The organism is Sphingomonas qilianensis, from assembly GCF_039614825.1.
GTDB lineage: Bacteria > Pseudomonadota > Alphaproteobacteria > Sphingomonadales > Sphingomonadaceae > Sphingomonas > Sphingomonas qilianensis.
The window spans coordinates 238,183-257,890 of record NZ_JBDIMF010000006.1 but is presented as its reverse complement, the minus strand read 5'-3'; the positions used below and the strand labels follow the sequence as shown (position 1 = coordinate 257,890).

Below are 19,708 nucleotides of genomic sequence, written 5' to 3'. Positions count from 1 at the left end.
CCGGCCATGATCTCGCGCATCTTTATCGATCGGCCGATCTTTGCCTGGGTCGTCGCCATCATCATCATGCTCGCCGGCATCGGCGCGGTGTATACGCTGCCGACCGAGCAGTTCCCTGATGTCGCGCCGCCCAACGTCAATATCCGCGCAAGCTATCCCGGCGCCTCGGCCGAGACGCTTGAAAACAGCGTTACGCAGGTGCTGGAGCAGCAGCTGACCGGGATCGACGGGCTGCTCTATTTCAGCTCGAGCAGTTCCTCGCGCGGTTCCGTCACGATCACGGCGACGTTCGAGAAGGGCGTCGATCCGGATATCGCGCAGGTCCAGGTGCAGAACAAGGTGCAGCAGGCGCTGAGCCGTTTGCCGCAGCAGGTCCAGCAACAGGGTTTGACGGTCACCAAATCGAACCCCGATTTCCTGCTGCTGGTGGCGATCTATGACGAATCGGATCGGCTCACCAACCAGGACGTGTCCGATTATCTGATCGCCAATTATCAGGATCGGCTGGGCCGGATCGAGGGCGTGGGCGACACCAACGTGTTCGGTTCGCAATATGCCATGCGTATCTGGCTGCGCGCCGATCAGTTGGCCAGCTTCTCGCTGATGCCATCCGACGTGATCAATGCGATCACCGCGCAGAATACCGAGATTGCGGCGGGCGAAATCGGCGGTCAGCCGATGCCCGATACGCAGATGCTCAACGCCACCGTCACCGCGCAATCGCGGCTGCAGACGCCCGAGCAATTCGCCAACATCGTCGTCAAGACAGCGCGCGATGGCGCCGTGGTGCGCCTCTCCGATGTGGCGCGCGTCGAGCTGGGCGCGGAAAGCTATGGCGCGGTCACGCGGATCAACGGCCATCCCGGCGCCGGCATCGCCATCTCGCTCGCCCCAGGCGCCGATGCGCTTAAGACCTCGGAGCTGGTCAAGGCCGAGATCGAAACCGCCTCCAAATCATTTCCGCAGGGCTTCAAATACGCTTTCCCGCGCGACTCCACCGAATTCATCAAGCTGTCGATCGAGGAAGTGCTCAAGACCTTGGTCGAGGCGGTGATCCTCGTGGTCATCGTGATGTTCGTGTTCCTGCAAAGCTGGCGCGCCACGCTGATCCCGACGATCGCCGTGCCCGTCGTGCTGCTCGGCACGGTCGCGGTGTTCCAGCTGGCCGGCTTCTCGATCAACACGTTGACCCTGTTCGGGCTGGTGCTCGCCATTGGCCTGCTGGTCGATGACGCGATCGTGGTGGTCGAGAATGTCGAGCGCCTGATGGACGAGAATCCGGACATGAGCCCGCGCGAGGCAACGATCAAATCGATGGACGAGATCACCGTCGCATTGATCGCGATCGCGTTGGTGCTGTCTGCGGTGTTCCTGCCGATGGCATTCTTCGGCGGCTCGACCGGCGTGATCTATCGTCAGTTCTCCGTCACCATTGTCTCGGCCATGATCCTGTCGGTGGTCGTGGCACTGGTGCTCACCCCCGCGCTGACTGCCACCATGCTGAAGCGCCGCAGCGATGAAAAACATCGCGACACCTGGTTCTCGCGCAAGTCGCAGCGCGCCAAGGACTGGTTCAACAACGGGTTCGAGCGCACCACCGAACGCTATGTCGGCGCGGTCAGCACGGTCGTGAACCGAAAATGGCTGTTCCTGCTGATTTATGCCGGCGTGGTCGCCTTGCTCGTGGTGCTGTTCGTGCGGCTGCCGACGGGCTTCCTGCCGTCCGAGGATCAGGGCGGCGCCCAGATCCAGTTCAATCTCCCGCCGGGCGCGACGCAAGCTCGCACCGTCGCGGTGCAGAAGCAGATCGAGCGTTACTTCCTCGAAAACGAGAAGGCCAATGTCCGCGTATTGTTCACCAATGCCGGTGGCGGTGGTGGTGGCGCATCGGGGCAGAATACCGGGCGTGGCTTTCTCGCGCTGACCGATTGGTCCGAACGCGAGGGCAAGGAAAATGTCGCCGATGCGATCACGCGCCGTGCCTCCCGGGCGCTGAGCGGGCTACGTGATGCCGAAATCTACGCGACGGTGCCGCCGGCCGTGCGCGGGCTTGGCCAGTCGGCCGGCTTTACGATGGAATTGCTCAATTCGGGCGGACTAACGCGCGAGCAGTTCAAGGCGGCGCGCGACAAGCTCGTCGCGGCCGCGCGCGCCGATCCCACGCTGCAGGCGATCCGCCTGACTGATCTGGAGGATCAGCCGACGCTCAAGATCGAGATCGATCAGGCCAAACTTTCCGCGCTCGGGCTCACGCAAGCCGACGTCAACGCAACGCTCTCGACCGCCTGGGGCGGCCGTTACGTCAACGATTTCAACGATCGGGGGCGCGTGAAGCGCGTCTATGTGCAGGGCGATGCGCCGTTCCGCGCCTCGCCTGACGATCTGGCGCAATGGTTCGTGCGCGCCGCCGACGGGCAAATGGCGCCGTTCTCGTCCTTTTCGACCATTTCCTGGTCGACCGCAGCGCCAAGCCTCGCGCGCTTCCAGGGCGTCCAGTCGTACGAGATTTCCGGGCAGCCCGCCGAGGGCCAGAGCTCGGGAGAAGCGATGGACAAGATGAGCGCGCTGGCCGCCGATTTGCCTGGCACGACGGTGGCCTGGGCCGGGCTGTCGTTCCAGGAGCGCTTGTCTTCCGGCCAGGCGCCGTTCCTATACGCCATCTCGATCCTCGTCGTGTTCCTGTGCCTCGCGGCGCTCTATGAGAGCTGGTCGATTCCGGTCGCCGTGTTGCTCGTCATCCCGCTCGGGCTGGTCGGTGCGGTGTTCGCGGTGACGCTGCGCGGGCTGGAAAACGATGTGTACCTGCAGATCGGGTTGCTCACCACGATGGGGCTCGCGGCGAAGAACGCCATCCTGATCGTCGAATTCGCCGAACAGGCCGAGAAGAAGGGCAAGCGCATCATCGATGCCGCGCTGGAAGCGGCGCGTCTGCGCCTGCGCCCGATCCTGATGACCAGCCTCGCCTTCATCTTCGGCGTGTTGCCGCTGGCCGTCTCCACCGGTGCCGGCGCCAACAGCCGGGTGGCGATCGGCACTGCGGTAATCGGCGGTATGCTCACCGCCACGATCCTCGCGGTATTCTACATTCCGTTGTTCTTCGTGTTGGTGCGGCGCGGCACGCGCGACGTGATGAAAAAGATCCATCACGATCATCCCGAGTCGAACAGCGACGAACCAAAACCGGCGGGTGCAGCATGACCAAGATCGCCCTCCCCCGGCTTACCCCGCGGCTCGCCCCCCTGCTCGCTGGCATGGCGCTGAGCGCGTGTTCGATGGCGCCGAAATATGTCGAGCCGGCGCTCCCCGTCCCCGCCTCCTGGCCGGTTGGCGATGCCTATCTGCGGCAAAGCGAGGCGGCGTTGCCGAGCGTGTCGTACACCGACATCTTCCGCGATGCGCGGCTTCAGCAGATCATCCGGCAGGCGCTGGTCAACAATCGCGACCTGCGCATCGCCGCGGCCAACATCGCCTCGGCCCGCGCGCAATACCGCATTCAGCGCGCCGAATTGTTTCCCCAGGTCAATGCCTCGGGCAGTGCCACGCGCACGGATTCCGGCACCGGCAATATCAACAGCGCCGGCCAGTCCAATATCGGCGGTGCGCGCAACAGCTTCAGCACCGATCTTGGCATCAATGCCTTTGAGATCGATCTGTTCGGTCGGATCCGCTCGCTCAGCACGGCCGCGCAGAACCGCTATTTCGCCACCGAAGCCGCCGCACGCGCCACGCGGCTGACCTTGGTGGGCGATATCGCCAACGCCTGGCTCACCTATGCCGCCGATCAGAGCCTGCTCAGAATTGCGCAGGACACCGCGGCCAGCGCCGATCGCAGCGTGCAGCTGACCGACGCGCGGCGCGCCGGTGGCGTCGCGCCGCGCACCGATGTCGCGCAGGCGCGGCTCGTGCTGGCGCAGGCGCAGTCCGATCTGGCCGAGCAACGCACCGCGCTGGCGCAGGATATCAATCTGCTGCAGCTCCTGGTCGGTGCGCCGGTCGATCCCGCGTTGCTGCCGCAGACGATCGAGGAAGCGGGCGCGACGCTTGCCGAGCTTCCCGCCGGACTCGATTCCGGCATCCTGCTGCGCCGCCCGGACGTGCTGCAAGCGGAATATGAATTGCGCGCGACCAATGCCGAAATCGGCGCGGCGCGCGCGGCGCTGTTCCCGCGCATCTCGCTCACCGCCGCGCTGGGGCTCGCCAGCAATATGTTGGGCGATCTGTTCACCGGCCGCGCGTTCAATTATTCGGTCGGGCCGGGCGTAAGCTACCCGATCTTCAACGCCGGCGCGGGCCGCGCCAATGTGCGCTTCAGCGAGGCGCAACGCGAGGCCGCGCTGGCCAGCTATGAACGCGCCATCCAGTCCGCCTTCCGCGAGGTCGCCGATGCTTTGGCCAGGCGCGGCACGATCGGCGACCAGACGCGTGCGGCGCAAGCGCTGGCGGCAGCGGCGGCGGACAATTATCGCCTGTCCGAAGCGCGCTACCGCGGCGGCATCGACACATTCCTGCAAAGCCTGGATGCGCAGCGCTCGCTTTATTCCGCGCGCCGCTTGCTGGTCACCACCCAGACCACCGCGGCGAGCAACCTGGTGACGCTGTACCGCGTGCTGGGCGGCGACGCGCTGCTCGAGGCGACCCCGGCGGGGCCGGTGCCAGCCTCGGCCGCTCAAGCGACACCTGAACGGACACTGCCAAGCAATAGGTGACAACCGCCTGCAAGCATGGCAGCTTCCCGCGTAGCGGCACTGCGATCAACCGGCGCCCGCCATTGATCGACCGGCGCGAGGGACCGATCGACATGAGTTACCGCATCCGCCGTTTCACGATCGCCGATCGCGATGCCATGCTGGCCTTCGCGCAAACACTGCCCGAGCACGACCTGCTCTTTCTGGGGCGCGATCTGAAGCATCCCCGCGTCGTCGATGCCTGGCAGGCGGCGATTGCGGAAGGCTGGATCGACAGCTTCGTCGCCGAAGAGAACGGAGCGCTGATCGGCTCCGCCGCGCTGGTGCGCGATCCGCTGAGCTGGAGCGCGCATGTCGGCGAGATCCGCTTGCTCGTCACCCCCGACAAGCGCGGCGCCGGCCTGGGTCGCGATCTCCTCGAGGCGATTTTCGCGGTGGCGCCGCAACGTGGCGTCGCGAAGCTCACCGCGCAGATGACGCCCGATCAGGTCGGCTCGGTCATGCTGTTCGAAAGCCTCGGCTTCCGCGCCGAAGGGCTGCTCAAGCAGCATGTCCGCGATCGTGGCGGCAAGACGCATGATGTCGCCGTGCTGTCGCGCAATCTCATCCCGGCCAGCGGTTAGCCGCTCGTGCAGCGCCCGCGCAATGAACAAACAGGAGGTGCCGCGCATTTAGCGCGTACATTTGAGGAACTCCGTAGCATAATGACGACCATGATCGAGGATGCGGCCCCCGTCCGGGCCCCCTCTGCTTTTCGCGCCCTGACCGAACTTCCCCGCGCTTTTGCCGAACTTTCCGCGTTGGGGATGGTCGGCCCGATGCTCGCGCAAGCGCCGCGCGGCGATGGCCATCCCGTGTTGGTCTTGCCCGGCTTTGTCGCGTCCGACACGTCGATGCGGCTGCTGCGCAATTATCTCACCAAGATCGGCTATGATCCCTATGGCTGGGAGCTGGGACGCAATCTTGGCCCCAAGGCCGTTGGGCAGGACGGCGAAAAATTGCTCGCGCGGCTGCGCGCGGTGCACGAGCAGACCGGGCGGCGCGTCAGCCTGATCGGCTGGAGTCTGGGCGGGATGATGGCGCGGCAGCTCGCGCACCGCGCGCCCGCAATGGTGCGGCAAGTGATCACGCTGGGCTCGCCCTTCGGTGGATCGCCGCGCGCGACCAATGTGTGGCTCGCTTATGAGATGCTCACCGGGCACAAGATCGACAGCGCCGATGCGCTGGCGCAATTGCGCGAGAGCGCGGCGCCGCCGCCCGTCCCCACCACGTCGATCTTCACGCGCGAAGACGGCATCGTCGCCTGGCAGAACTGCATCGAGCCCGAAGGTCCGGAGAGCGACAATATCGAGGTTATCGGCAGCCATTGCGGCCTCGCGGTCAACCCCGCGGTGCTTTACGCGATCGCCGATCGACTGGCGCAGCCCGAGGGCAACTGGCATCCGTTCGAACGCACCGGGCTGAAGGCCATGGTCTACCCCTCAGCCGGGCACGCGTGAACGAAATCCCTACTCGCCCTTGAGCGGCGCGACCGTATCCTGCCCGATCTTGACGATCAGTTCGCCGATTTCCTTGGCTTGCGCCATGCTGCGCTCGGCCTGTTCGCGCAGATAATCGCCCTGCACTTTAAGCACCTGGGGCAAGTCCTTGGCGCTCGCCGCGGCGCGCAGCGCGGCAAACGCTTCGCGCGCATTCTGCTCGGCCTGATCAAGCAGCTTCATCGAGACGGTCGAGCTACCCTCGGCCACCTTGGCGCCCGATTGACGCAGCGCCTCGCCGGCCTTCGTGGCGGGATCGACGACTTTCTCGTTGATCGTATCCTTGATCTTGTCGGTCGTGCTGCGCGTGTCGCCCATCGTCCTGCTCCTGTGTCTCCGGCCGCCGCCCGGCCGCGATCGCACGGGGGAATCGACCACATTTCTGATTTGGCGTCCAGCCCGGATCGTACGCGCGCCCCTTGTCCACGGCAAATGTCCGCGGCAATGCAGGTCACGCAGTTCGGATGATGACGATGGATCGGCCAAATTATATCACGCCCGCGGGCTATGCCGCGCTCAGCGCCGAATATCGCCAGTTGCTGGGCGAGGAACGCCCCAAGCTGGTCGATGTCATCTCCTGGGCGGCGGGCAATGGCGATCGCTCGGAAAATGGCGATTACATCTATGGCCGCAAGCGACTGCGCGAGATCGATCGCCGCGCCGGCTTTCTCGCGCGCAGCATGAAGGCGGCGAAGGTCGTCGATCCCGCCGCGCAGCCGGATCGCAGCCGGGTCTATTTCGGCGCCACGGTGACGATCGCCGATGAGGACGATCAGCATCGCACGCTGACCATCGTCGGCGACGACGAAACGGAGGCGGGCGCCGGCAGGATCGGCTGGAATGCGCCGCTCGCCCGCGCGCTGCGCGGCGCGGCAATCGGCGATGTGCGCCGCGTCGAGCTGCCTGGCGGCGAACGCGAATATGAAGTGATGGCGATCGACTATCCGACCGGGGGTGACACCTCCCCGCCCCGGCTCTAGTTCAGCCCTGAAGCAAACGGAGACCGGCATGAGCGACGATCCCACTCGAAATGTCGCGCTGTTGATCGACGCGGACAATGCCCAGCCCTCCTCGCTCGATCCGGTGCTGACCGTGCTGGCCGATCTCGGCGCGGTGAACGTGCGCCGCGCTTATGGCAATTGGAGCAAGCCGGGGCTCAAGACCTGGGCCGCGCTCACGCTCAAGCACGGCATCGAGCCGCAGCAGCAATTCGACATCACCAAGGGCAAGAATGCCACCGACATGAAAATGACGGTGGATGCCATGGATCTGCTGTATCGCGGCCGTGTCACCGGCTTTGGCATCATGTCGTCGGATAGCGATTTCATGCCGCTGGTCATGCGCATCCGCCAGGAAGGGCTGCCGGTCTATGGCTTCGGCTCGTCGCGCACGCCCGAGGGGTTTCGACAGGCGTGCACGCGCTTTATCGACGTGACCGGGCTCGCCGTGCAGGAGGAAATGCCGCTGCCGCCCGCGATTATGCCCAAAGCGATCAAGCCGGGCGGCGCCGCCTCGGCCCCGGCAGCGCCGCCCGCGCCCCCGCCGCCGCCCAAGGACGCCGCAGCCCCCGTCGGAGAGGAGCTGGTCAAGTTGCTGGGCGATGCATGGAAGGCGGCTAAGCGGGACACAGATGGCTTTGCCAGCGTGTCCGAAGTCGGCCGCATCGCCGGCAATCGCTCCAGTTTCGACGTGCGCAGCTATGGCTTTTCCAAGCTCGCCGATCTCATCGCCACCCTGCCCGAGTTTCGCGCCGATGTGCGCGAGGGTCGCACCTATGTGAAACGAGTACGCTGATATGAAACGCACGATTGCCTTGTCGTTTGCTGCCCTCACGCTGGTCGGTGCGGCCAAGCCTCCCATCACGGTCGATCCGGCGCGCTTGTCCGAGATGACCAGGACGCTCGCCTCCGACGACTTTGCCGGCCGTGGCCCGGGCACGCCCGGCGAGACCAAGACGATCGCCTACCTGATCGAGCGCTTCAAGGCACTGGGCCTCGAGCCCGGCGGCCCGAACGGCAGCTGGACGCAAAAGGTGCCGCTGATCCACACGCAATTGGGCGAAGGCACCACCGAACTCATCGCCGCCAACGGCAGACGCACGCCGCTGGTCCGGCCGGGCGATCTCAATCTCACCACCGTTAGCGCGGCGCCGCGCATCGACATCGCCGGCGCGCCATTGGTGTTTGTCGGCTACGGCGTCACCGCGCCCGAGGCGGGGTGGGACGATTTCAAGGGCGTCGATCTGAAGGGCAAGGTCGCCGTCTTCTTGGTCAACGATCCCGATTTCGAGGCGGTGGCGGGCGAGGACGCCAAGGGCAGGTTCGGCGATCGCCGCATGACCTATTATGGCCGCTGGACCTACAAGTTCGACGAAGCCGCGCGGCGCGGCGCGGTGGCGGCGCTGATCGTGCATGACACGGGCGGCGCGGGCTATGGCTGGTCGACAGTCTCCGCCAATGCCGGCGAGAATTACGATATCGTGCGCTCGGCGGATGACAAGCGCGTGCCGCTACAGGGCTGGATCGCCCACGACGTCGCCGATCGGCTGTTCGCCAGCGCCGGGCAGGATCTGAACGCGCTTAGGAAGGCCGCGCGCACCGCGGCTTTCCGCCCGGTCGAGCTGCCACTGCGCTTCGCCGCCTCCCTCCCCGTCAAGGTCGATCGGATCGAGAGCGCCAATGTGCTGGCCAAGCTGACCGGCAAGACGCGTCCGAACGAGAGCGTGATGTTCGCCGCGCATTGGGATGCCTATGGCCAGGGCCCGGCCGAGGCCGGCGGCAAGACGATCCGCCCCGGTGCCAATGACGATGCGCTGGGCGTCGCTGGCGTGCTCGAGCTCGCCCGCCTGTTCAAGGCCGCGCCCCGCGCCGACCGCACGCTTGTGTTCGCTGCCTGGACGGCGGAAGAACGCGGGCTGCTCGGTTCGGAATATTATGCCACGCATCCCGTATATCCGCTGGCCACCACGGCGGCGAACCTGACGCTCGATATCCTGCAGACCGCGGGGCGCACCAGGGACGTGATCCTGGTCGGCGCGGGCAATTCAACGCTCGATGGCTTGCTCACCGCAGCCGCCACCGCGCAGGGCCGCACGATCACGCCGGAAACGTTCAGCGAGCGCGGCCTGTTTTACCGTGCCGATCATTTCTCGGTCGTGCGCCGCGGCGTGCCCGCCTTGCAATTGATGGCGCTGGGCGGTGCGGCGAATATGGCAAGCGGCGGCCGCGCCGCCGGGCAGGCATGGCTCGACGCCTATATGGCGTGTTACCACAAGACCTGCGACGCGTGGGACGCCAGCTGGAACCTGACCGGCGCTGCCGAGGATGTCGGGTTGTTCTTCGCCATGGGCACGAACCTTGCCCGGGCCGGCACCTGGCCGGCATGGAGCGCAACGTCGGAATTCGCTGCCGAGCGCGCCAAGACGGCCCAGGCGCGGAAATAACCGTATCGGGTCGTCGCGCTTTCAGACCAGCCTACGCCGGAAGCCGCTGGAATCACGACGAGTTTTTGGTGCCGCGCTGCGGCCTATGGCGGCGCGGTGCTAGCGATGGCGGCTGGATCGTGCGGGGGTCGCCCGGTCCGTCGGGAAAGAGTGTAACAGTATGTCAGCGCACCGCATGATCGTCACGGGCAAGGTTCAGGGCGTGGGATACCGCAATTGGGCCGTCGGCCGCGCCCGCGTCTTCGGCGTCACCGGTTATGTCCGCAACAGCGGCAAGGCGGTCGAAGTCGTCGTCTCAGGCGAGGATGAGGCGGTCGAAAAGATGATCGAGGCGCTGCGCGAAGGCCCGATCAACGCACGTGTTGATCATGTCGAGGTGCAAGCGGCCAATGATGCGAAGCTGAAGGGCTTTACCAAGCGGCTGGGGGCGTAATCGGCGCCGGTGCGTGTTGCCGGAAAACATGATACGTTTCCGCTCATGACGATTCACGAGCCGATCTCGCAATCGTATCTCGCCAAGCTGACGGTGAAGGATTTCCTGACGCTCGCCGAGGTTTCGGTCTCGACGCTGGACATGGATCTCGGCCGCAAGCTGCGCTTGTATGCGCGGCACGGCATACCCGAATATTGGGTCGTCGACCCGGAAGCCAAGCTGCTGCATCAGTTCTGGGCGAAGACGGACGGTGGCTATGCCCAGACGCGCAGAATCGCCTTGAGCGCGCCGATTACCGCCGCCACGATCGACGGATTGACGGTGGAAACAGCGCGGCTGTAATCATGCAGGTGCGGCGGGCGATTTGCCCGCCGCACCCTCCCCGCGCTCAGCGCGTCAGCTTCTTGTACGCCAGCGCGGTAGGCCGATCCGCAGCATCGCCCATACGGCGGCGCTTGTCTTCTTCATACGCTTCGAAATTGCCCTCGAACCATTCGACATGGCTGTTGCCTTCGAATGCCAGGATGTGCGTGGCAAGGCGATCGAGGAAGAAGCGATCGTGGCTGATCACCACCGCGCAACCGGCGAAATTCTCGATTGCTTCCTCCAGCGCGCCGAGGGTCTCGACATCGAGATCGTTGGTCGGCTCGTCGAGCAACAGCACGTTGCCGCCGCGCTTGAGCATCTTGGCGATGTTGACCCGGTTGCGCTCGCCGCCCGAGAGCTTGCCGACGTTCTTCTGCTGGTCCGAGCCCTTGAAGTTGAACGCGCCGACATAGGCACGGGTCGATTGATCGTGCCCGTTGATCTTCATGTAATCGAGCCCGTCGGAGATTTCCTCCCACACGTTCTTCGATGGATCGAGATGATCGCGGCTCTGATCGACATAGCCGAGCCGCACGGTGCTGCCCTTGTCGATCGTGCCGCTATCGGGCGTTTCATTGCCGATGATCAGCTTGAACAGCGTGGATTTGCCCGCGCCGTTGGGGCCGATCACGCCAACGATGCCACCCGCGGGCAGCGTGAAGGACAGGTTCTCGAACAGCAATTTGTCGCCATACGCCTTGGAGACGTTCTCGACCTCGATCACCTTGCCGCCCAGCCGCTCGGGCACCTGGATGACGATCTGCGCCTTGCCCGGCGTGCGGTTCTGCTGCGCTTCGACCAGTCGATCGAAATTAGCGATACGCGCCTTGGATTTGGTCTGGCGCGCCTTGGCACCCTGGCGGATCCATTCCAGCTCGTTGCGGATCGCGGTCTTGCGGCCGGATTCCTCGCGCTCTTCCTGCTCCAGGCGCTTCGACTTCTTCTCGAGATAGGTCGAGTAATTGCCTTCATAAGGGAAATACTTGCCGCGATCGATTTCCAGGATCCATTCGACGACATTGTCGAGGAAATAGCGATCGTGGGTGATCATCAGCACCGCGCCGGCATATTCCTTGAGATGGTTCTCAAGCCATTTTACGCTCTCGGCATCGAGATGGTTGGTCGGCTCGTCGAGCAGCAGGATCGAGGGCTTCTGGATCAGCAGCCTGGTCAGCGCGACGCGACGCTTCTCACCGCCCGAAAGGCTGGTGACGGGCGAGTCCGACGGCGGGCAGCGCAGCGCCTCCATGGCGAGCTCGAGCTGGCTGTCGAGCGACCAGCCATCGACCGCGTCGATCTTGGCCTGCAACTCGCCCATTTCCTCCATCAGCGCGTCGAAATCGGTGTCGTCCTGCGGATCGCCCATTTCGGCCGAGATGGCGTTGAAGCGATCGACCATGTCCGCCGCCGCGCGCGCGCCATCCTTGACGTTCTCCAGCACCGTCTTGGTCGGATCGAGCTCCGGCTCCTGCTCGAGATAGCCGACCGAGATATTCTCGCCCGCCCAGGCCTCGCCGGTATAATCCTTGTCGACCCCCGCCATGATCTTCATCAGCGTCGATTTGCCGGCGCCGTTGGGGCCGACAATGCCGATCTTGGCGCCCTGATAGAATTGCAGGCTGATGTTGCTCAGCACCGGCTTGGGCGCGCCGGGAAAGGTTTTGGTCATGTCCTTCATCACGAAGGCGTATTGAGCGGCCACGGGAAATGCTCCGTTCTTGGCGAAATGATCTGCGGGAAAGTTGGTCGCGATGTAGTGAAGGCGGCCGCGCTTGGCAAACCCGCTCACCTCGCGGCATGCAGCAACAATCGCTGTGGGCCTCGACGTCTCCACGCAGGGCGTCACATTCCTGCCCTTGTGAAGCCCCGCGGCTTCCCGTTAAGCATTGGCAGACGCCGCCTGTCTCTCAGGCCGGCAGGGGAGCTTCATCATGAACCGTACTATCCTGTTCACCGCTCTAGCAGCGACCGCACTGTCGTCCCCGCTCGCCGCGCAGCGCCCTCAGCAGCGCACCGACGTCCCCGCGCCCGCCACGGTCGATGCCAGCGTCGCCAGGCTGCGAGATGCGGCGCTCCGGGATGAGGTCGCCTATGACATCGTCGAGGGGCTGACCACCGAGGTCGGCCCGCGGCTCGCCGGCACCGAGGCGGAAGCGCGGGCGCGTGCCTGGTCGGTGACCAAGCTCAAGGCACTGGGCTTCAAGAACGTGCATATCGAAACCTATGACATGCCCGTATGGGTGCGCGGCGCGGAGACCGCCGAGGTCATCAGCCCGTTCCCGCAGCAGCTGCATCTGACCGCGCTGGGCAATTCGGGCGCGACGCCCGCCGGCGGGCTGACCGCGGAAATCGTGTATTTCCCAAGCTTCGCCGATCTGCAGGCCGCCCCCGCCGGCAGCCTCACGGGCAAGATCGCCTTCGTCTCCAATGCCATGGTCGCCACGCAGGATGGCTCGTCCTACGGCCAGTTCGGCACCGCGCGCTTCACCGGGCCGAACATCGCCGCGCAAAAGGGCGCCGCGGCGATCGTCATCCGTTCGATCGGCTCGGATCATGGCCGCGGGCCGCATGCCGGCAACACCAATTTCGCCCCCGGCGTCACGCCGATCCCCGCCGCCGCCTTGTCCACGGCGGATGCCGATAATCTCGCGCGCATCGTCGCACGCGGCAAGCCGGTGACGCTCAGGCTGGTGCTGACCCCGCGGCAGACCGGCGTGCAGCAATCGGGCAATGTCGTCGCCGAAGTGCCGGGCAGCGACCCCAAGGCCGGCATCGTGCTGGTCGGCGGGCATCTCGATAGCTGGGATCTCGGCACCGGCGCGATCGACGATGCCTCGGGCGTGGCGATCACCGCCGCCGCCGCCAAGCGGCTGCTTGATGGCCCCCGCCCCCGCCGCACGATCCGCGTCGTCTGGTTCGGTTCGGAAGAGGTAGGCGGCTTTGGCGGCCGCGCCTATCTCGCGGCGCACGCGAACGAGCGCCATGTGCTTGCCGCCGAATCCGATTTCGGCGCCGATCGCGTGTGGCGGCTGGAAACCAACCTGCCCGATGCCGCCAGGCCGATCGGCGACCGCCTCGCCGTCGCGCTGGCCCCGCTCGGCATCGTGCGCGGCACCGGCGTGGCGCATGGCGGCAGCGATATCGAACCCGTGCTGGGCACCGGCGTGGCCGGCGTCGATCTCGATCAGTCCGGCCAGCGCTATTTCGATTATCACCACACGCCCGAAGATACGCTCGACCGCGTCGATCCAGCGCAACTCGCCCAGAATGTCGCCGCGTGGACGACAATGCTGGCGATCGTCGCCAATGCGCCCGAGGATATCGGGCCGGTGTCATCAAAATGAGACGAACCGAGTCGCGCTTCCACCTTGCTACAGGGTGAATGTCGACCGGCTTGGGGGGAGATTGCGATTGACCGCCTCAAATTCGCCGTTATTGGCAGTGGCTCGCGGGGGGCAATCGAGCTAGCCGCGAATATTGCTATGCTTGGGAGCAAACCGCATGAAGAAAATCGCTTTTGTTCTCGCCGCCGCCGGCCTGATGTCCGTGGCCGCTTGCACCAAATCGCCGGAAGCCGAAGCTGTTGTTAACAACGCTGACATGGTTGCCGACAACATGGAAATGACTGCCGACAACATGGAAATGATGGCAGACAACACCTCGAACGCTGCAACGTCGGACGTGCTCGAGAACGTTGCTGACAACATGAACGCAGCTGCTGACAACGTTCGCGACGCTGCGGACGAAAAGGCAGACAACATGTAATGGCATCGATCGGGCCTCGGCCCGATCGGTTTCGTTTCTGGAAAAAGGGCGTCCCGCAAGGGGCGCCCTTTTTATTGCGCGGCGCGGCGCGGCGCGCGCCACGGCCTCTGCCATAAGCGCCAAGCGCCAAGCGGCCAGCGGCCGACAGAACGGGCGACTGCACCGCTACTTAAATCCGCAACAATTGCACACCCTGCGCCTTATCGCCTTGCGTCCCCACCATATCCCCCCTAAGCGCAGCCCAGCGTCGGGGAGTGGCGCAGCCCGGTAGCGCGCCTGCTTTGGGAGCAGGATGTCGCAGGTTCGAATCCTGTCTCCCCGACCATTTCCTTTACGCCTGAACCATGCGGCGTCGTGCCGCCGCCCCGGCCACCGGCTAGCCGCGTCGTAGCAGCATCAGCCCCATCAGGCTGAGTATCCCGGCCACCACCAGATACGCGCCAACCAGCCCCAGCCCGCCGCGTTCGGCCAGCGCCTGCGCCGCGATCGGCGCCAGCGCGCCGCCGAAGATGCCGCCCAGATTGAACGTGATCGATACGCCGGTATAGCGCACCCCCGCGTCGAACAACGAGGGCAGCCAGCCGACGAGCGGGCCATAACAAAAGCCCATCGCGAACAACGAGCCGGCCAGCCAGGCGAACACCACCCACAGGCTGGCCGCGCCCAGCATCGGCCCCATCAACAGGCCGGACAACACGCACCCGGCAAAGCCCCAGCGCAACATGGTCTGCGCGCCGGTGCGGTCGGCCAGCGTACAGGAAACGATCACGCCCGCCGCCAGGAACAGGATGGCGGCGATCTCCAGCCCGAGAAACGCCTGCCGGCCGTGCCCCAGCGTCGTCGTGCCGTAGCTCAGTGCAAACGCCGTCGTCAGATAGAATAGCGCGAAACAGGCGATCACCCCGCCCGTGCCGGCGATGGTCGGGCGCAGATGCGATCTGAACAGGGTCGCGATCGGCACCCTGGGCAGCGCATCGTGCGCCGCCGCCTCGCGGAACGCCGGCGTCTCGGTCAGTTTCAGCCGCACCCACAGGCCAAGGCCGACCAGCAGCGCGCTGGCCAGGAACGGCACGCGCCAGCCCCAATCGCGAAACTGTTCGTCGGTGAGTACCGCGCCGAGCAGCAGGAAGAAGCCGTTGGCGGCGATAAAGCCGATCGGCGCGCCCAGCGGCGGGAACATGCCATAGCGATTCTCATAACCCGGCGGCGCATTTTCCACCGCGAGCAAACTCGCCCCGCCCCATTCGCCGCCGAGGCCAAAGCCTTGCGCAAAGCGCAGCACGCACAGCAGCAGCGGCGCGATCCAGCCGATTTGCGCGTAGCTCGGCAGGAAGGCGATCGCCACGGTCGCCCCGCCCATCAGCATCAGCGAGCCGACCAGGGTGGATTTGCGCCCGAGCCGGTCGCCGAAATGCCCGAACACCGCCGCCCCCAGCGGCCGCGCAAAGAATGCCAGCCCGAAACTGGCATAGGACAGCATCAGCTGCGCGGACTGGCTCTCGGCCGGGAAGAACAACGGCCCGAACACGAGCGCCGCGGCGGTCGCATAGATATAGAAATCGTAGAACTCGACCGAGGTGCCGATCAGGCTGGCGGCAAGGATGCGGCGATGCGCGCGCATCGGAGTGTGGGAGGCGGTCATGCGGCGGGGTTTGCGCTATCGGTGCACCGGGTCAAGCGTTCCGTCATCCCAGCGAATGCTGGGATCTCAAGCGGCATATGTGGGACAGACGCCGCATCAGACCCCAGCGTTCGCTGGGGTGACGTGCGGCAGGAAGCTCAAGACCCGCCGTTCGCCCGCACCAGCGTCAGCAGCAGCCAGTATAGCCCGCCCGACAGCAGCATTGCCGCGGGCAGCGTCATCACCCAGGCCAGCGCCATGTTGCGGATCGTGCGCGCTTGCAGCCCCTGCCCGTTGGCGACCGACGCGCCCGCCACGCCCGAGGTCAGGATATGCGTGGTGGAAACCGGCAGCCCGAAGCGTTCTGCCATCAGGATCACCGCCGCGGCGACCAGTTCCGCCGAAGCGCCCATGCCGTAAGTCATATGGCTCTTGCCGATCTTCTCGCCGACCGTGACGACGATGCGTTTCCAACCGACCATCGTGCCAAGCCCGAGCGCGATCGCCACGGTGATCTTGACCCACAGGGGGATGAACCGCGTGCCGGATTCGAGCATGCCCTGATAGTCGCCAATCGCTTTCAGTTCCTGCGCCGAGAAGCGCGTTTCGACATCCTTGGCCTTGGTGATCAGCTTGGTCGTATCGAGCAGCAGATACATGTCGTTGCGCACGTTGCGCGTCGCTTCCGCCGGCACGTTGCTCAGCGCGCCATAACCGCCGACACGCGCCGCCAGATCGCGCGACACCGTTTCGACCGCGCCATAGACTTGCGGGCTATCGACCTGCTTGGCCTGCAATGCATCGGTCAGCACCCCGCGCGCCGCCGCCAGCGGAATATTCTGCCCGCCCGATTTCGCATCGAACGTGGCGCTGGCGCCGTTCGCCGCCGCGACGAACGCCGGCGTCGCGCTGCTCGGCAGCGTGCGGTTGAGCGCATAAGCGGTCGGCGCGCAGCCGATCAGGATCAGCATGATCAGCCCCATGCCTTTCTGCCCGTCATTGCCGCCATGCGCGAAGCTGACCGCCGTGCAGGTAAAAATCAGCAGCGCGCGGATGCCCTTGGGGGGCGGCGCGCCTTCGGCCGGTGGCGCGTACAGCGCGGGTTTGCGGATCAGCAGCCGCATCGCAAAAAGCAGGATCATGGCGGCGAAAAAGCCGATCAGCGGCGCCATCCACAGCCCCGTCAGCACCTTGTTTGCTTGGCTCCAGTCAACACCGGCGGTGCCGCCTGCGCTGCCGCCGGTGAGCAACTGGTTGGCGAAACCGACGCCGAGGATCGAGCCGATCAGCGTATGGCTCGATGAATTGGGCAACCCGATATACCAGGTCGCCAAATTCCACAGTACGGCCGCCAGCAGCAGCGAGAAGATCATCGCAAAACCGCTGCTGCTGCCGACATTGAGGATCAGATCGACCGGCAGCAAGGTGATGATCGAATAGGCCACCGCGCCAGTCGAAAACATCACGCCAAGGAAATTGAAGCAGCCTGACCACACGACGGCGGCGTACGCCGGCATCGAATTGGTGTAGATCACGGTCGCCACGGCATTGGCGGTATCGTGGAAGCCGTTGACGAATTCGAAGCCCAACGCGATCAACAACGCCAGGGCGAGAAACGCGAACACGCCGAGCGCCAGGCTTTCACCCACCTGCCGCGTGTCGACGAGCACGCTGTATCCGGCATAGGCAAACCCGCCGATCAGCGCGGCCAGAAATAGCGTTCGGGCGATCGCCGGAACAGGTCGATCGAACCGCGAAGCAGCGGGCGCGTCGAGAGGCGGCTGTGCAGCCGCGATAGCGTGTGTGGCCATGATGGTTCGCCTTCGCGCTTGTTCGTGACAACTTGATGACGAATTGGTGACAGTGGGACCGGGTCGGGGCGCCCACGACACCATCCTTGTCATCCCCGCGCACGCCGGGAAGTCGGCCAGCATGGGGCTGACGGGGCACGTGTCGGGCGGTTGCCTACCCCCGCTCCAGCCGCCCCGCCCAGGCATAACCCCGATAGCGCGGCGTGAACGTTGCCCGCCAGGCGTCGCGCGCTGCCACCTCGTCCAGCGCGGCGGCCAGGTTCGCGCGGGGCGTCACGTCGAACTTGCCCAGCCAGGCGAACAGCCCACGTCGGAACACCGCCGGCAGCCGCTCCTGCTGACCGAAATCGACGCAATCCACGCGCCCCCGCGCCACGGCTGCCGCCTGCGCCAGCGCCGCACGCCAATCGGGAATCATCGACAGCGTGTAGGACAGCATCACGCGATCAAACGCCTCCTCACCGAACAGCGCTTGCGGGTCGAAACCGGTCGCATCGCCCTCGGCTAAGACGATCCGATCGCTCAGCCCGGCGCGCGCGACATTGGCGCGTGCGGTGATCAGCATTTCCGCCGACAGGTCGATGCCGAAGCACCGCGCCTGTGGCCAGGCCCTGGCCACCGCGATCAGATTGCGCGCGGTGCCGCAGCCGATCTCGATCACGCTGCCGCCCTGCCCGAGATCGAGCTCGGCGATCAGCCGATCGCGGCCGAGCAGGTAATATTTGCGCGTGGCATCGTAAATGTGCCGCTGGCGCGCATAGATCGCGTCCATCCGCGCCGCATGAGTCGCCACCGCGCTCAGCCCTTCAGCACGTAAAGATGCACGCCGCCATAGATCGAGGAGCGATCCCGCGCGGTGTAATCGAGCGATGCTTCGGCGCGATACTCCCAGCGGTCGAGCAATGCGTCCGCTACCCGCCCCGGCAACAATGTCGCCGCCGCGGCGGTGCGAAACAGCACGCGCGCGCCAGGTTTGGCGGTGCGCGTGATCTCGCCCCACAGCGCGTTCAGCTGCACGTCCGTCATCCAATCCTGCGCATCGAGCAGGATGTATCGGTCGCGGCTGGCCGCCGGCAGCCCGGCGAGATGCTCGGTCAGATTGGCGTGCAGCACTTCGATCCGGTCGGCGCGCGCGGCAATGTCGGCATGATGAGCGGGATCGAGATAGGGCGGCACCGATCGTCCCGCGCCTGGCGCATAGCGGCGCCCGAAGGCCTGCTGCGCGAAGTAATTATCGCTCACCGGAAAGTCGCAGGCGAGTTTTTCCAGTCGGCTCCGCAGCACCGCGCGGATCCCGCCCGGATCGTCGTTGGACAACGCAACATATTGTGCCGGCGGGATTCCCAGCCCGAATAACGACGCCGGCTGGTCGATCAACCAACGGACAAAGCCTTTGTCGAAAACGGGCGCCAAGCGCGTTTCAAATACGCGGCGTTGATCCTCGATCGTCGCGGCAGCGAGGATTTCGCGGGGATCGATACCGTAGAGGCGCGCGACGAGATGCGCGCTGCCGATAAAGCTGCCGAGCAGCCCGCGTTTGTAGATATTCGCGGCGAAACCGCGAATGCGCAGCCGCCCGATCAGATCGCGGCCCTCCCAATAACGCTGCGTTACCTCATCGAGATGCGGGCGCAACGCCTGCTGATAGACACGGACATTGGCCTTGCTGTCCGCATCGCCAAAGAAGCGATGAAATGCGGTTTCGGGCAAATGCTGCGCCGCCGCCACTTTCAAACGATTAAGCGCGACATGCGCGGTGTTGAGATCGACCGCGGTGATCCGCGCCGGATCGGCGGTCAGATACGACAGCACGTTGCACCCGCCGCTGGCGATCGTCACGACATGGCAATCGGGCGTGATCGCCAGCGCGTCCATGTCGACGACCGGATCTTCCCAGATCTGTGCATAGACGAGGCCCCGAAACGCGAACGTGAAAGCGCGCTCCAGCATCCCCGCTTTGCTGCCGCCATCATGCTGGTGGACCGCCGCGCCGACTTTTTTCGTGGTCGCCCGATGAAGTTTCAAGCTCGCCATGCCGCGTCCCCTT

General features: G+C 65.3%; 17 protein-coding genes and 1 tRNA gene. 12 read left to right on the top strand and 6 right to left on the bottom strand.

Features of this window, described 5'->3' with window-relative positions; translation table 11 throughout:
• The first annotated feature begins 6 nt into the window (after window positions 1-6).
• The 4 genes from ABC969_RS14410 (at window position 7) to ABC969_RS14395 (ending at window position 6,184) form a co-directional block, all read left to right on the top strand.
• The gene (locus ABC969_RS14410) at window positions 7-3,198 is read left to right on the top strand and encodes an efflux RND transporter permease subunit (protein WP_345865836.1); all 3,192 of its coding nucleotides are present in this window, start codon (window positions 7-9) and stop codon (window positions 3,196-3,198) included.
• On the top strand, window positions 3,195-4,706 hold the full coding sequence (locus ABC969_RS14405; RefSeq protein WP_345865835.1) for an efflux transporter outer membrane subunit: 1,512 nt from the start codon (window positions 3,195-3,197) through the stop codon (window positions 4,704-4,706). Before ABC969_RS14410 ends, ABC969_RS14405 begins: the two co-directional genes overlap by 4 nt.
• A 92-nt stretch (window positions 4,707-4,798) precedes the next feature.
• The gene (locus ABC969_RS14400; protein WP_345865833.1) at window positions 4,799-5,308 is read left to right on the top strand and encodes a GNAT family N-acetyltransferase; all 510 of its coding nucleotides are present in this window, start codon (window positions 4,799-4,801) and stop codon (window positions 5,306-5,308) included.
• Window positions 5,309-5,389: 81 nt separating this feature from the next.
• Complete coding sequence (locus ABC969_RS14395; protein ID WP_345865831.1) at window positions 5,390-6,184, top strand: esterase/lipase family protein; 795 nt, start codon at window positions 5,390-5,392, stop codon at window positions 6,182-6,184.
• A 9-nt stretch (window positions 6,185-6,193) separates the two neighbouring features.
• Here the strand turns inward: ABC969_RS14395 and phaP are convergent, their stop codons facing one another.
• Window positions 6,194-6,541, bottom strand: coding sequence for a TIGR01841 family phasin (gene phaP, locus ABC969_RS14390; RefSeq protein ID WP_345865830.1), 348 nt, complete (start codon window positions 6,539-6,541; stop codon window positions 6,194-6,196).
• Between the two features lie 155 nt (window positions 6,542-6,696).
• Here phaP and greB point away from each other — a divergent pair, with 155 nt between their 5' ends.
• From greB to ABC969_RS14365, 5 genes are all read left to right on the top strand, one after another.
• Entirely contained in the window at window positions 6,697-7,203 is a 507-nt protein-coding gene (gene greB / locus ABC969_RS14385) for a transcription elongation factor GreB (RefSeq protein WP_345865829.1), read from the top strand.
• Between the two features lie 28 nt (window positions 7,204-7,231).
• Window positions 7,232-8,017 carry an NYN domain-containing protein gene (locus tag ABC969_RS14380; RefSeq protein ID WP_345865827.1) on the top strand — a complete coding sequence of 262 codons (786 nt, stop codon included), beginning with the start codon at window positions 7,232-7,234 and terminating at the stop codon, window positions 8,015-8,017.
• A gap of 1 nt (window position 8,018) precedes the next feature.
• Window positions 8,019-9,665, top strand: coding sequence for a M28 family peptidase (locus tag ABC969_RS14375; protein ID WP_345865825.1), 1,647 nt, complete (start codon window positions 8,019-8,021; stop codon window positions 9,663-9,665).
• Between the two features lie 160 nt (window positions 9,666-9,825).
• The gene (locus tag ABC969_RS14370) at window positions 9,826-10,098 is read left to right on the top strand and encodes an acylphosphatase (RefSeq protein ID WP_345865823.1); all 273 of its coding nucleotides are present in this window, start codon (window positions 9,826-9,828) and stop codon (window positions 10,096-10,098) included.
• A 45-nt stretch (window positions 10,099-10,143) separates the two neighbouring features.
• Complete coding sequence (locus tag ABC969_RS14365) at window positions 10,144-10,440, top strand: Uma2 family endonuclease (protein ID WP_345865821.1); 297 nt, start codon at window positions 10,144-10,146, stop codon at window positions 10,438-10,440.
• A gap of 46 nt (window positions 10,441-10,486) precedes the next feature.
• Here ABC969_RS14365 and ettA read toward each other — a convergent pair whose 3' ends face one another.
• Window positions 10,487-12,166, bottom strand: coding sequence for an energy-dependent translational throttle protein EttA (gene ettA / locus ABC969_RS14360; RefSeq protein ID WP_345865819.1), 1,680 nt, complete (start codon window positions 12,164-12,166; stop codon window positions 10,487-10,489).
• A gap of 229 nt (window positions 12,167-12,395) precedes the next feature.
• On the opposite strand from ettA, the gene ABC969_RS14355 reads away from it, so the two are divergent.
• The 3 genes from ABC969_RS14355 to ABC969_RS14345 all read left to right on the top strand — a co-directional run bounded on the left by ABC969_RS14355 (window position 12,396) and on the right by ABC969_RS14345 (window position 14,554).
• Entirely contained in the window at window positions 12,396-13,808 is a 1,413-nt protein-coding gene (locus ABC969_RS14355; protein ID WP_345865818.1) for a M20/M25/M40 family metallo-hydrolase, read from the top strand.
• 157 nt (window positions 13,809-13,965) lie between these two features.
• On the top strand, window positions 13,966-14,229 hold the full coding sequence (locus ABC969_RS14350; protein WP_345865817.1) for a hypothetical protein: 264 nt from the start codon (window positions 13,966-13,968) through the stop codon (window positions 14,227-14,229).
• Between the two features lie 248 nt (window positions 14,230-14,477).
• A tRNA-Pro gene (locus ABC969_RS14345) sits at window positions 14,478-14,554 on the top strand.
• Between the two features lie 51 nt (window positions 14,555-14,605).
• Here the strand turns inward: ABC969_RS14345 and ABC969_RS14340 are convergent.
• The 4 genes from ABC969_RS14340 to ABC969_RS14325 form a co-directional block, all read right to left on the bottom strand.
• On the bottom strand, window positions 14,606-15,871 hold the full coding sequence (locus tag ABC969_RS14340; RefSeq protein WP_345865815.1) for an MFS transporter: 1,266 nt from the start codon (window positions 15,869-15,871) through the stop codon (window positions 14,606-14,608).
• 137 nt (window positions 15,872-16,008) lie between these two features.
• Window positions 16,009-17,661, bottom strand: a complete 1,653-nt coding sequence (locus tag ABC969_RS14335; RefSeq protein WP_345865814.1) for an inorganic phosphate transporter — start codon at window positions 17,659-17,661, stop codon at window positions 16,009-16,011.
• 154 nt (window positions 17,662-17,815) lie between these two features.
• Window positions 17,816-18,454, bottom strand: coding sequence for a class I SAM-dependent methyltransferase (locus ABC969_RS14330; protein WP_380807798.1), 639 nt, complete (start codon window positions 18,452-18,454; stop codon window positions 17,816-17,818).
• Between the two features lie 5 nt (window positions 18,455-18,459).
• The gene (locus ABC969_RS14325) at window positions 18,460-19,695 is read right to left on the bottom strand and encodes a BtaA family protein (RefSeq protein ID WP_345865812.1); all 1,236 of its coding nucleotides are present in this window, start codon (window positions 19,693-19,695) and stop codon (window positions 18,460-18,462) included.
• Window positions 19,696-19,708: the final 13 nt, after the last annotated feature.

Coding starts and splice junctions, on each gene's coding strand:
- ABC969_RS14410 (WP_345865836.1), top strand. CDS start 7: ATGATCTCGCGCATCTTTATCGATCGGCCGATCTTTGCCTGGGTCGTC.
- ABC969_RS14405 (WP_345865835.1), top strand. CDS start 3,195: ATGACCAAGATCGCCCTCCCCCGGCTTACCCCGCGGCTCGCCCCCCTG.
- ABC969_RS14400 (WP_345865833.1), top strand. CDS start 4,799: ATGAGTTACCGCATCCGCCGTTTCACGATCGCCGATCGCGATGCCATG.
- ABC969_RS14395 (WP_345865831.1), top strand. CDS start 5,390: ATGACGACCATGATCGAGGATGCGGCCCCCGTCCGGGCCCCCTCTGCT.
- phaP (WP_345865830.1), bottom strand. CDS start 6,541: ATGGGCGACACGCGCAGCACGACCGACAAGATCAAGGATACGATCAAC.
- greB (WP_345865829.1), top strand. CDS start 6,697: ATGGATCGGCCAAATTATATCACGCCCGCGGGCTATGCCGCGCTCAGC.
- ABC969_RS14380 (WP_345865827.1), top strand. CDS start 7,232: ATGAGCGACGATCCCACTCGAAATGTCGCGCTGTTGATCGACGCGGAC.
- ABC969_RS14375 (WP_345865825.1), top strand. CDS start 8,019: ATGAAACGCACGATTGCCTTGTCGTTTGCTGCCCTCACGCTGGTCGGT.
- ABC969_RS14370 (WP_345865823.1), top strand. CDS start 9,826: ATGTCAGCGCACCGCATGATCGTCACGGGCAAGGTTCAGGGCGTGGGA.
- ABC969_RS14365 (WP_345865821.1), top strand. CDS start 10,144: ATGACGATTCACGAGCCGATCTCGCAATCGTATCTCGCCAAGCTGACG.
- ABC969_RS14355 (WP_345865818.1), top strand. CDS start 12,396: ATGAACCGTACTATCCTGTTCACCGCTCTAGCAGCGACCGCACTGTCG.
- ABC969_RS14350 (WP_345865817.1), top strand. CDS start 13,966: ATGAAGAAAATCGCTTTTGTTCTCGCCGCCGCCGGCCTGATGTCCGTG.
- ABC969_RS14340 (WP_345865815.1), bottom strand. CDS start 15,871: ATGACCGCCTCCCACACTCCGATGCGCGCGCATCGCCGCATCCTTGCC.
- ABC969_RS14335 (WP_345865814.1), bottom strand. CDS start 17,661: ATGGCCACACACGCTATCGCGGCTGCACAGCCGCCTCTCGACGCGCCC.
- ABC969_RS14325 (WP_345865812.1), bottom strand. CDS start 19,695: ATGGCGAGCTTGAAACTTCATCGGGCGACCACGAAAAAAGTCGGCGCG.